11 protein-coding genes are annotated in these 12,232 nt (G+C 65.4%); 8 read left to right on the top strand and 3 right to left on the bottom strand.

Annotated elements, in window-relative coordinates; translation table 11 throughout:
* Window positions 1–11: 11 nt before the first annotated feature.
* Genes C2I35_RS03560 through C2I35_RS03570 form a run of 3 tightly spaced genes read right to left on the bottom strand, consistent with a single transcriptional unit; the run spans window position 12 to window position 1,859 of the window.
* Window positions 12–809, bottom strand: a complete 798-nt coding sequence (locus C2I35_RS03560; protein WP_103761612.1) for a DUF4336 domain-containing protein — start codon at window positions 807–809, stop codon at window positions 12–14.
* Window positions 810–814: 5 nt separating this feature from the next.
* A complete protein-coding gene (locus C2I35_RS03565; RefSeq protein ID WP_103761613.1) occupies window positions 815–1,360 on the bottom strand; it encodes a peptidylprolyl isomerase in 546 nt (181 codons plus the stop codon).
* On the bottom strand, window positions 1,353–1,859 hold the full coding sequence (locus tag C2I35_RS03570) for a peptidylprolyl isomerase (RefSeq protein WP_103761614.1): 507 nt from the start codon (window positions 1,857–1,859) through the stop codon (window positions 1,353–1,355). The genes C2I35_RS03565 and C2I35_RS03570 overlap by 8 nt, the downstream gene beginning before the upstream one ends.
* 129 nt (window positions 1,860–1,988) lie before the next feature.
* Between C2I35_RS03570 and C2I35_RS03575 the strand changes: the two genes are divergently transcribed.
* The 8 genes from C2I35_RS03575 (at window position 1,989) to C2I35_RS03610 (ending at window position 12,093) form a co-directional block, all read left to right on the top strand.
* A complete protein-coding gene (locus C2I35_RS03575; RefSeq protein ID WP_103761615.1) occupies window positions 1,989–3,173 on the top strand; it encodes a phosphoglycerate kinase in 1,185 nt (394 codons plus the stop codon).
* A gap of 119 nt (window positions 3,174–3,292) precedes the next feature.
* On the top strand, window positions 3,293–4,891 hold the full coding sequence (locus tag C2I35_RS03580; protein WP_103761616.1) for a hypothetical protein: 1,599 nt from the start codon (window positions 3,293–3,295) through the stop codon (window positions 4,889–4,891).
* A 210-nt stretch (window positions 4,892–5,101) separates the two neighbouring features.
* Entirely contained in the window at window positions 5,102–5,995 is an 894-nt protein-coding gene (locus C2I35_RS03585; RefSeq protein WP_103761617.1) for a fructose bisphosphate aldolase, read from the top strand.
* A gap of 91 nt (window positions 5,996–6,086) precedes the next feature.
* The gene (locus C2I35_RS03590) at window positions 6,087–7,403 is read left to right on the top strand and encodes a glutamine synthetase family protein (protein WP_103761618.1); all 1,317 of its coding nucleotides are present in this window, start codon (window positions 6,087–6,089) and stop codon (window positions 7,401–7,403) included.
* A gap of 204 nt (window positions 7,404–7,607) precedes the next feature.
* Window positions 7,608–8,285 (top strand): type 1 glutamine amidotransferase, encoded by a 678-nt coding sequence (locus tag C2I35_RS03595; protein WP_103761619.1) that lies wholly within the window; start codon window positions 7,608–7,610, stop codon window positions 8,283–8,285.
* Between the two features lies 1 nt (window position 8,286).
* Entirely contained in the window at window positions 8,287–9,648 is a 1,362-nt protein-coding gene (locus C2I35_RS03600) for a glutamine synthetase family protein (RefSeq protein WP_103761620.1), read from the top strand.
* On the top strand, window positions 9,641–10,792 hold the full coding sequence (locus C2I35_RS03605; protein ID WP_103761621.1) for a hypothetical protein: 1,152 nt from the start codon (window positions 9,641–9,643) through the stop codon (window positions 10,790–10,792). The genes C2I35_RS03600 and C2I35_RS03605 overlap by 8 nt, the downstream gene beginning before the upstream one ends.
* The gene (locus tag C2I35_RS03610) at window positions 10,789–12,093 is read left to right on the top strand and encodes an NAD(P)/FAD-dependent oxidoreductase (protein WP_103761622.1); all 1,305 of its coding nucleotides are present in this window, start codon (window positions 10,789–10,791) and stop codon (window positions 12,091–12,093) included. The genes C2I35_RS03605 and C2I35_RS03610 overlap by 4 nt, the downstream gene beginning before the upstream one ends.
* The last annotated feature ends 139 nt before the right edge of the window (window positions 12,094–12,232 follow it).

The following is a 12,232-nucleotide window of genomic DNA, read 5'->3' on the forward strand; positions in this document are numbered from 1 at the left end:
CCCGCCCTAGCCTAGGCCGGATCGTCATCCCTTTCGCGGGCTTTCATGTCCCGCATCGCGCGGTCCCATTGTCGCGGCGCCAGCAACTTGCGAAAGGCCCGCTCCAACTCTGCTGTGCCGTCGCGGTCGTACCAGCGCCCGTGGGCGATGATCACGCGCCGCGCACCCCAGCCGACGATGGTCTCGATATCTTCGGCAAAGTCCTGTTTGTCGCGGAAGGTCCAGCGGATCAGGGGCGGCGTTTTGCCGTCGTGATCGCCGATCCCGTTCAGCCACACGAAAGGCCGGCATCGCGCCGGCAGCTTGTCGGTCTCGAAAGCCTCGATCAGGTCGGTCAGGATGGTCGTGGTTGACGCCTTGTGAAAGAACGCGAGTTCCTTGTGCGTCCGGCTGCCGCGCACCAGAAGCTGGGCGATCTGGCCCGCCCACGGCGCGTCGGCCTCCCGGGGCTGCAATTCCTGCCCGTCCGGCATGTCGAGCCCGAGCTTTGCCGCACGTTCTTTCGTACCCGGTGCCATCCAGAAAGCCGCGTCGGGATAGGCATGCACCCATTCGGAAATGTGCAGAAAGTGGAACTGGTTCGGCGCAACGAGGTGCCGCACCGGTCCCAGCACCGCCAGGGCATCCTTCAGATCGTTCGTGAGCGGGGTCGGAGAATGCACCCAGAGGTCGCCGTTCTCTAGCTGGATCACCGTGGCGCGGGTGGGAAAGGGAAAGCCCATCACCGTCACCGGCGCACCGTCGATGATCCAAATGCGGTCGGCCACGGGTTTGAGCACATTCAGTGGCTCGTACCCCGTGGTCGTCACGCGTCTTACTCCGTCACCGTGACGGACACCATGCGGTCCGGCTCGCCGATGACAGCCCCGTTTGGGCCTTCGCCACGCTTGATGTCATCGAGCACATCAAGCCCTTCGGTCACGCGGCCCACGACAGTGTATTCCCCGTCCAGGAACGGGCCCGGCGCGAACATGATGAAGAACTGGCTGTTGGCGCTGTCAGGGCTTTGGCTGCGGGCCATGCCGACAACACCGCGGTCAAAGGTGATGTCCGAGAACTCGGCGGCCAGGTCGGGGCGGTCGCTACCGCCGCGCCCGGCCATGGACATGTCGCCGCCCATCTTGCCGAACTCTACGTCACCGGTCTGCGCCATGAAGCCGTCGATCACGCGGTGGAAGACGACGTTGTCGTAGGCGCCTTCCCGGGCCAGTTCGGTGATCTGTTCGACATGGCCGGGGGCCACGTCCTCCAGCAGGTCAACCGTGATGGTGCCGTTGGCCTCGCCCGCGACCTCGATTTCAAGGCCGGTCGCCAGGGCGGGTGCGGCCAGCAGGGTGAAGAGTGCAGAAAGCTTAAGCATCGGCGGCCACCTTCACGCTGATCATCCGGTCGGGGTTCGCGGGCGGCTCACCGCGGGTGATGGCGTCGACATGCTCCATACCCTCGATGACGCGGCCATAGACCGTGTATTGCCGGTTGAGGAAATGGTTGTCCGAGAAGTTGATGAAGAACTGGCTGTTGGCGCTATCGGGGTTCTGGCTGCGCGCCGCGCCCAGCGTGCCGCGGTCATGGGGAACGCCCGAGAATTCTGCCTTGAGGTTGGGCAGGTCGCTGCCGCCCGTGCCGGCGCTGCGGATATTGAAATCCTTTTCCATGTTGCCGTTGGCCACATCGCCCGTCTGAGCCATGAAGCCGTCGATCACCCGATGAAAGGCCACGTTGTCATACTGGCCCGAGCGCGCCAGTTCCTTCATACGGTCGCAATGGCCCGGGGCCACGTCGGGCAGGAGTTCGATCGTCACGGTGCCATCCTTCAGCTCCATCAGGATCGTGTTCTCGGGGTCTTTGATCTCGGCCATGCGGGCCTCCTTGTTAACTTGGGTTGGGCAATACCTAGGCGCTCAGCCCGGGATTGCCAAGCCAGAGCTTGACGCCCCTGCAACGTCGCGCCAAAAGGCGCGCGACTGCCACCCAATGGAGATCACGAGATGGCCTGGAAGACGCTCGATGACATGGACCTCGATGGCAAGACCGTACTGACACGGGTGGATATCAACGTGCCAGTCGAGAACGGGCGCGTCACCGACGCCACGCGGATGGTACGCATCAAGCCCACCATCGACACCATCCTCGCAGCAGGCGGCAAGCCGCTCTTGCTGGCGCATTTCGGGCGTCCCAAGGGCAAGGTGGTCGACGCGATGTCACTGCGCCAGGTGGTGCCCGCCCTGCAACAGGCGACGGGGCATACCGTGCAGTTCATCGAAACGCTGGACGGGGCCGAAGAACCCACCGCCGAGGCCAAGGCGGCCGAGGTGCTGCTGCTGGAGAATATCCGCTTTCATCCCGGCGAAGAGACCAACGACCCCGATTTCGCCGCGCGCCTTGCCGGTCTTGGCGATGTCTATTGCAATGATGCCTTCTCGGCCGCGCACCGCGCCCATGCCTCGACCGAGGCGCTGGCCCGCCACCTGCCCGCCTGCGCGGGTCGGCTGATGCAGGCCGAACTGTCGGCGCTCGAAGCGGCGCTTGGCAACCCCGAACGGCCCGTTGTGGCTGTGGTGGGCGGGGCCAAGGTCTCGACCAAGCTGGACCTGCTGGGCAACCTTGTCGAGAAGGTGGACAAGCTGGTGATCGGCGGCGGCATGGCCAACACTTTCCTGGCCGCGCAGGGCCTGAGCGTGGGCAAATCTCTGTGCGAACACGAGATGGCGGACACGGCGCGTGAGATCATGGTCAAGGCCGGTGGCGCGGGCTGCGAGATTCTGCTGCCAGCCGATGTCGTGGTGGCCGAGGAATTCCGCGCAGGCGCCGCGCACCAGACGGTTCCGGCCCATGCCTGCCCCGACGATGCCATGATCCTGGATGCCGGGCCGCAGGCCGTCGCGCGGATCACCGCCGCGCTCGACACCGCGCGGACTCTCATCTGGAACGGCCCGCTGGGTGCCTTCGAGATCGAGCCATTCGATGCGGCCACCAACGCCGCCGCCGCTCATGCCGCCAAGCGCAGCCGTGACGGACTACTGACCTCGGTCGCAGGGGGCGGTGACACCGTGGCAGCCCTCAACCAGGCGGGCGCGGCAGAGGATTTCACCTATATCTCCACCGCCGGTGGCGCGTTTTTGGAGTGGATGGAAGGTAAAACGCTGCCGGGTGTGGCCGCCCTGGGCGGCTGAGACCGTCCCTGCGGCCCCGGGGTCGGGGACCGTTTTTCAAAGGTATGGAATCCCGGACTGTGGTATCGTTCGATGCGGGCCTAGCCTGACCCAGCACGATTTCACCGGGGGAGCCCATCATGCGCCGTTTCACACCTGCCCTCGCCGCCGTCCTTTGCCTTGGCCTAGCCACGCCGGGCGGTGCCGAAGGCGACCCGAAGCCCAGCCTGCTTGACCTTGTCACCGTCGACGGTATCGCCGAAAGCCTGGCCAGCATCGCCATATCGGCGCTGCGCACGCAGATGGAGGTCGAGTATGAGCATTTGCAGACCGATATTCTGCGCGGCACCGTGGCCCTGACCGGGGTGACGCTGCGCCCGCAATTGCCGCACGATCGCGCCCGCCAGTGCGAGATCACGGTGCAGCGGGTCAGCGTCGATCTGGGTCAGCCCGCGGCGGCGTTCGGCGTGGCGACGATTTCCAGCACGATGGTCGGGGCCAATGCCGCGATCGCCTGCGTGCCGCGTGATGTGGGGCTCAGCCTGCGTTCGGCCGGGTACAACGCGATCGAGGTGGATCGGCTGACCTATGAGGCCGAGTACGTGCACAGCACAGGCGAGATCCGGGTCAACGGCTCGGCGGCGGTGAACGATCTGGCGATCCTCGACCTGGAGGCGGCCGGCGCGATCCTGCCGCGGCTGGACCAGTTCGGTCTTCCGGGCGATCCGGCAATCCGCGTGCGCCGTGCCGTCGTGGGCCTGCAGGATCAGGGCGGGTGGGAACGACTGTCGTCGCTGGTCCCCGAGAACCTGCGCCAGCCCGAGGTGATCCAGGGCATTGGTACCGAGGAACTGACCAACATGCTCAGCAACAACGGCACCCGCGCCCTGACCGCGACCGAGCGGCGGTTCATCGACGACCTGATGGAGCATGTGGCCGGCTTCGTGCGCGCGCCCGGCGAGATCACGATCGAGGCGCAACTGCCCGAAGGCGGCATCGTGTTGGAACCTGAAGTCTACGAAAGACCTGAAGAGCTGTTGCAGGCGCTGGCGCCGGACGCCCGCACTGCGCCGCTGGCGCAATCCGAACTGCTGGATGCCGACATCCTGGCCCGGCTGGATAGCGGCGATGTCAGTGCGACCGAGCGTCTGACCGTGGCGCGCGCGCTTTTGACCGGCAGCGGTGTGCCACGCGCCGAGGCGCTGGTGCCCGAGATCCTGTCGCCGCTTGTAGAGGGCGGCGGAGCCGAGGCCGCCGAGGCCGCGCTGCTGACGGCACAGGCGCAGGCCGGAACCGACCCGGCGGCCGCCTACCGGAATACGCTCACCGCATCCGCGGGCCGACAGCCCGGAGCGATTGCCATGCTGGACCGGCTGGAAGAGCGGCTGACCACGATGCAGGTCATCGCGGCGCAGGACGCGCATCTTCAGGTGCAGGGCGCTGCCGCCGACTTGCCCCCGGGCGACGAGATCCGCGCGGTGCGGGCGCAAGCGCTGGCCTATTTCACCGGGCTTGGTGCGCCGCGTTCGTACCGGCAAGCCTATTACTTCGCTCTGATTGCCGAGGCCGCAGGCGATATCGGCGCCCGTCCCCTCCGCGAAGATATCGAGAACCGCTTCGAGAATCGCGGCGCCGAAGTGAGCGCGGCATGGGCGGGCTTGCGGTTCGAAATCCAGACCCGCGCGCTGACAGACTGGATCGAGCGTGACCTGGCCGACCGGTATTCCAAAGCGGACTGAGCTTGCGGCGCGTTCTGATTCATCATCGTCCCGCTATCCTGCTGACGGCTTGAACTGACGCGCCTGCGGCCTGCACTTGCTGCATCGTATCAAGGCGACCGATGCACTACCTGCGCGCAGACCCGCCGCGTAGGCGCCACCGAGCATTGCGCGGCACGCGGCGCTCACGTATGAAACGGGAAATTCTGATTTACCGGCAAGAGGGATGGCATGTCGAAGGCTGAACAAACGGAGCAGGTGCGCGCAGGGCAAGGGTTTATCGCGGCGCTGGACCAGTCGGGAGGATCGACCCCCAAGGCGCTGCGCCTTTATGGGGTCGAGGAAAATGCCTATGGCTCGGACGAAGAGATGTTCGATCTGGTCCACGACATGCGGACCCGTATCGCACAGGCCCCCGCCTTTACCGGCGACAAGGTGCTGGGCGCGATCCTGTTCGAGATGACCATGGACCGCGAGATGGGTGGCAAGCCGTCTGCGCAGTACCTGTGGCAAGAGCGCGGTGTTGTGCCTTTCCTGAAAGTTGACAAGGGGTTGGCGGACGAAGCTGACGGCGTGCAGCTGATGAAACCGATCCCTGATCTGGAGAGCTTGCTGGGCCGGGCCAATGATGCAGGTATCTTCGGCACCAAGATGCGGTCGGTGATCAACGCGGCCTCGCCCTCGGGGATTGCCGCGGTCGTCGACCAGCAGTTCGAGATAGGTAACATCATTCTTGACCACGGCCTCGTGCCGATCATAGAGCCGGAAGTCACGATTTCGATCAGTGACAAGGCCGAGGCCGAGACGATCCTGCGCGACGAGATCGCCAAACACCTCGACACCCTGCCCGAGGGCCGCGAGGTGATGCTCAAGCTGACGCTGCCGGAGACCGCCAATCACTACAAGTCGCTGGTGGACCACCCCCGCGTGCTGCGGGTCGTCGCGCTGTCGGGCGGATATTCGCGGGAGGAGGCCAATGACCGGCTGTCGAAGAACACCGGCATGATCGCCAGTTTCTCGCGCGCGCTGACCGAGGGGCTGTCGGCGCAGCAGTCGGACGAGGCGTTCAACGACACGATCGCAACGTCAATCGACAGCATCCACCGGGCGTCAGTTTCGGGGTAACCCACTGTAATCGAGTATTTTTTAGCAAGAAAAAGCCGGGCGGTCGAATGTATCTGGCCCCCGGCTTTCTTCTTGGATAAAGAAGCGCCTCATGGACCTTTCGACATACCAGACCTTTCGCGTGGCGGCGTGCGACCTTAACGGGCGCATGCGTGGCAAGCGCGTGCCGGGTGACTATGCCGGCAAGCTGGACAAGGGCGCGGTCAGGATGCCCATCTCGGCGCTCAACCTCGACATCTTCGGGGCGGATATCGAGGACAGCCCGCTGGTCTTCGAGACCGGCGATGCCGATGGCATCCTGCTGCCCACCGGGCGCGGCGCCTTGCCCCTGCCCTGGCTGGAAACCGAGCAGCCGCTGGTGCCGATGGCCATGTATCACGAGGATGGCCGCCCCTTTGAAGGCGACCCGCGCCATGCCCTGGACGCCGTACTGACGCGCTATGCCGAGCGGGGATGGCGCGTGGTGGCCGCGACCGAGCTGGAATTCACCCTGGTCGATGACAGCGACGATACGCTCAGCCCGGTTAAGAACCCCCTAACGGGCCGTGAGATCGGGTCGGAAGAGATCCTGTCGATGGCGCAGCTGGACCTGTTCGACCCTTTCCTGTCAGAGCTTTACGACGCCTGCGCGGCCATGGGAATTCCCGCGCAGACCATGACCAGCGAAAGCGGTGTGGGCCAGTTCGAGATCACGCTGAACCATCAGGACGCGATGCGGGCGGCCGACGACACGTGGCTGTTCAAGCGGCTCATTCGGAACCTGGCGCGCAACCACGGGTTCGCCGCGACCTTCATGGCCAAGCCCTTTGCCGACGATGCGGGCAACGGGATGCACCTGCATTTCTCGGTCTGGGACGAGGACGGCAAGAACGTCTTCGACAATGGCGGGGAAGAGGGAACATCCCTTTTGAAACAGGCGGTTGCGGGGTGCATCGCGGCGATGCGGGAGAGCACATTGCTGTTTGCACCCCATGCCAACAGTTATGACAGGTTGGTGCCGGGGGCACATGCGCCGACGGGGGTGGCCTGGGCCTATGAGAACCGCACGGCGGCCATTCGGGTGCCGGGGGGCAGCCCCAAGGCGCGGCGGATCGAGCACCGGGTCGCCGGGGGCGATACAAACCCTTATCTGACCTTTGCGGGCGTGATGGGGGCCGCGCTGACGGGCATCGAGGACGGGCTGGAGCCGCCCGAGCCGATCACGGGAAATGCCTATGATCTCAACCTCTTGCAGCTTTGCGAGAACTGGGAGAGCGCGATTGACCTGTTTGAGACCGCGCCCATTCTGGTACGGGTGTTCGACCCGATGCTGATCCAGAACCTGGTGATGACCAAGCGGCAGGAGCTGGCGCTTTTCGCCGAGATGGACCCGGCGGAGCACTGGAAAGTCTACCTTGAGACGGTCTGAGCGACTCAAAGGTTAACGCCGCAAACCCACGTCGGTATCGCGTCGGTATCCGGGTGGTATCGCGGCGGTATTTTTCCAAAACCGAAATCGTTAACACGCCGAACGCCGAGACCCCGTGGCGTGGGCGCCGGAAATGGCCTAGAACGGCCTTGAACGGGCCGATTGGCTCGGCTAGCGTAAATTTGATCAAATTTCTGGTGTGACATGAAAATCGGCATCCTGATGACCGGCCACGCCCTGCCCGACCTGATCGAGAGCACGGGGGACTATGACGCGATGTTCGCCGACCTGCTGGGGCGGGACGGCTTTACCTTCGAGCGCTACGACGTGGTGGACGAGGTTTACCCCGCCAGCCCCGATGACGCCGATGGCTGGCTGATTACCGGCTCCAAGCACGGCGCTTACGAGGACCATCCGTGGATCCCCCCGCTGGAGGCGTTCATCCGGGATATCCGCGACGCCGGCAAGCCGCTGATCGGGGTGTGCTTTGGCCACCAGATCATCGCGCAGGCTCTGGGCGGCAAGGTGGTGAAATTTCCCGGCGGCTGGTCGGTGGGGCGCACCGAGTACCAGATCGAGGGCAAGCCGGTGGCGATGCATGCCTGGCACCAGGACCAGGTGATCGAGGTGCCCGAGGGCGCCGAGGTGATCGGGCATTCGGATTTTTGCGAGAACGCGGCGCTGATGATCGGCGACAGGATCCTGACGATCCAGCCCCACCCGGAATTCACCGCGCATGTGTTGCAGACCATCATCGACCAGCGCGGCGCGGGCGTGGTGCCCGACGACCAGCTGGCCCAAGCGACCGCCAGTGCCGAGACGCCCACGGACGCCGCCGCCTTTGCCGCGCGCATGGCGGCGCATTTCAGGAAAGGGGCCTGACATGGCCGAGGATTGGACAACCGGACTGCCAGAGGCGGCGCAGGCCTATCTGGAGAACCGGCGGCTGGACGAGGTGGAGTGCATCGTCGCCGACCTGCCCGGCATCGCGCGGGGCAAGGCGGTGCCGGCGACCAAGTTCGCGCGGCAGGATTATTTCCACCTGCCCGACTCGATCTTCTACCAGACGATCACCGGCGACTGGGGCGAGGCGGCCGGCGCCGAAGGGTTCATCGAGCGCGACATGATCCTGACCCCGGATATGAGCACGGCCACCGCCGCGCCGTGGACCGGGGACTGGACGTTGCAGGTGATCCACGACGCCTATGACCGCGACCGCAAACCCATCCCCTTTGCCCCGCGTAACGTGCTGAAGCGGGTGGTGCAGCAATACGAGAAGCTGGGGCTGAAGCCCGTGGTCGCGCCGGAGATGGAGTTCTTCCTGATCGCCCGCAATCTGGACCCCCGGCAGGAGATCGCGCCGATGGTGGGCCGGTCGGGTCGTCCGGCGGCCGCGCGGCAGGCCTATAGCATGACGGCGGTGGACGAGTTCGGCCCCGTCATCGACGACATCTACGATTTTGCCGAGGCGCAGGGGTTCGAGATCGACGGGATCACGCAGGAAGGCGGCGCGGGCCAGCTGGAAATCAACCTGCGACATGGCAACCCGGTAAAGCTGGCGGACGAGGTGTTCTATTTCAAGCGGCTGATCCGCGAGGCGGCGCTACGGCACGATTGCTTTGCCACCTTCATGGCGAAGCCCATCGCCGCCGAGCCGGGCAGCGCCATGCATATCCACCACTCGATCATCGACATGGAGACCGGCAAGAACGCGTTTTCCGGGCCGCAGGGCGGTGAGACCGACATGTTCTATCACTTCATCGGCGGCTTGCAGGAGTACATGCCGGCGGCGATTGGCGTGATGGCGCCCTACGTCAATTCCTATCGCCGCTACGTCAAGGATAACGCCGCGCCCATCAACCTTGAATGGGGGCGCGACAACCGCACCACAGGCATCCGCGTGCCGCTGTCCAAGCCGGAGGCGCGGCGGGTGGAAAACCGGATCGCGGGGATGGATTGCAACCCGTATCTCGGGATCGCGGTCAGCCTGGCCTGTGGCCTTTTGGGGATCAAGAACGAGCTGCGGGCCAAGCCGCAATACCGCGGCGACGCCTATGAGGGCGAGCCGGATTTCCCCGACGGGCTGGGCGCGGCGCTGGATTTGTTCGACGAGGCGACCGAGTTGCAGGAGGTCCTGCACCCCGAGTTCGCGCGGGTCTATTCGATCGTCAAGCGCACGGAATATGCCGAGTTCCTGCAGGTGATTTCCCCGTGGGAGCGCGAGCATCTGCTGATGAATGTCTAAGGCGGCGGGACTTGCCCTTGGCGTGATGGCCCTGCTGGTGGCGGGGCTATGGGCGTTGCGCGAGGGCCCTGCCCCGGCGCCGGCGCCGGCTGCCGATGACACCTCCGGGATCGAGCGGTATGCCTTTCTGGAGGGGCTGCCGCTGGACGAAGGGGGCTATGCGCTGTTGCTGCACGATCAGGTGACCGGCGACGGGCTGCGCGTGGTGCGGGATGCCGCCGCGTTGAAGGCGGCGCAGGGGCAGGCCTATTACACCGACAATCCGGGCGCGCAGCTGAAGCGGACGTTGCTGTCGGTCGTGTTCCTGAGCCCGCCGGGCATGCCGCCCGACGGTGCCTTCGTGACGGTGCTGCAAGACAAGCAGGCCGTCGAGACGTACCGCTGTTACCGGGCCTTTTGTGCCGGGAACGAGGCCTTCGATCCACCACACGAGCGGGACATGGCGGGGCTGGTCGAGGCGTCGGAGCCGGTGGAACTGGTGACCGAGAGCTTTGACCACCACGACACGGCTCGGGCGCGGATGTTCAAGCTGATGCAGGATGCGGACGCGGTGATGATCGAGCCGCCGAACCTGCCCGCACCGGGAACGATCGTGTTTCCCAAGCGGGTGAGGCTGAGCCTGCCCGCGATCCTGCTGGAGGCCGACGAGAGCGGGCACCAGCCGGTGGAACCGTTTGACGAAGCGGCGCTGGAGGCGCGATTCGTCGCCGGATTCACCCATGCCTTTCCCGAGACCGATGCCTATCGGTTGAATCCCATGCGGATCGGGCGGCAGTACCCGTCGCTGCAGGGCTGGCCGGTCCTGGGAGAAGGGATCGACGGGTATTTGCGCGACGCCGACGGCGCGTTGCGCGGGTTGGGCGGAATCATTGTGATCGAGCCGACGCTGACGGTCGATCTGACCGAGCGCATGGTCGAGGCGTTGCAAGCCGAGGATGCCTTTGCCGACATGCCCGCGTTTGCGCCGCCCGAGCCGCCCTTCGTTGCGGACCGGCTGGCGGAGATGGCCGAGGCGCATCTGGGTCGCCCCTGCCCCGACTGTTTCAAGATCGAGCTGGATGTCGCGACGGTCGACCGCATCCGGGTGGACACGCTCGACGCGCCGTCATTTTCGCTGAGCCATTACAGGATCGTGCCGCAATGAACCTGCTTTATTCCAACGACAAGCCCGGGACATACCCCGACAGCTGGTATGCCGCGACCACGCAGGCCTTGGAGCCGTTCGCGCCGCTGAGGGGCGAGGTGACCGCAGATGTCTGCGTGGTGGGAGGTGGGTTCACCGGGCTGTCGGCGGCGCTGCATCTGGCCGAAGCGGGGCTGGACGTGGTGCTGCTGGAGGCGCATCGCGTCGGCTTTGGCGCGTCGGGGCGCAATGGCGGGCAGCTTGGGTCAGGTCAGCGGCAGGACCAGCAGACGCTGGAAAAGATGGTGGGGCGCGACGATGCGGCCAAGCTGTGGGAGTTGGCGGAAGGGTCGAAGGCGCTGGTGAAGGCGCTGGTGGTCAAGCACGGGATCGACTGTCACCTGAAGCCGGGGATCGCGCATATGTGCTTTTCCAGGGCGGAGGTGCGCGAAGGGCATGACTATGCCGAGTTCCTGTTTCGCCGGTTTGGCTATGACCAGTTGGAGACGCTGGACCGGGACGAAGCACAGGCGCTCTGCCCCTCGCCGAAATACGTGGGCGGGTCGCTGGACATGTCGGCGGCGCATCTGCATCCGCTGGCCTTTGCCCTTGGGCTGGCCCGGGCGGCGCGGGATGCGGGCGTGCGGATATACGAGCGGGCCGAGGTGCACCGGATCGACGAGGGATCGCCCGCCGTGGTGGCCACGGATGCGGGGCGCGTGACGGCGGAGCACGTGATCCTGGGCTGCAACGGGTATCTGGGCGGGCTCAATCGCAAGGTTGCGGCCAAGGTGATGCCGATCAACAATTTCGTGGTGGCGACGGAGCCCTTGGGGGACGACGCGGACAAGGTGCTGACGCGGGATGTGGCCGTGGCCGACAGCAAATTCGTGGTGAATTACTTTCGCCTGAGCCACGACAAGCGGCTGCTGTTTGGCGGCGGCGAGACTTATGGCTATCGCTTCCCGGACGATATCGCGGCGCTGGTGCGCAAGCCGATGACGCAGATCTTTCCGCATCTGGGCGACGTCGGGATCGACTATGCCTGGGGCGGGACGCTGGCGATCACGATGAAGCGGATGCCCTACCTGGCACGGGTGGCGCCGAATATCCTGTCGGCCTCGGGATATTCCGGGCACGGGGTGGGCATGGCCACGTTCTCGGGCAAGCTGATGGCCGATGCGGTGCGGGGCGAGGCCGAGGGATTCGACACGCTGGCGCGGGTGCCTGCACAGACGTTCCCCGGGGGGTCCGCGTTCCGTTCACCGCTCTTGGTGTTGGCAATGACGTGGTACGCGACGCGGGATCGGCTGGGGATCTGACGCAGGGCAGTTGCGCGACGTTCAGGGTATGACCGATGCGAGGGGCCAGCCCCTCGCGCTCCCCGGGATATTTATGGCCAGAGGAAAAGGTGGCGGAGCCCTGCCGTCACGAAAACTTTGCTTTGGGAGGCGGGCGATT

Source organism: Roseovarius confluentis, assembly GCF_002917925.1.
Taxonomy (GTDB): domain Bacteria; phylum Pseudomonadota; class Alphaproteobacteria; order Rhodobacterales; family Rhodobacteraceae; genus Roseovarius; species Roseovarius confluentis.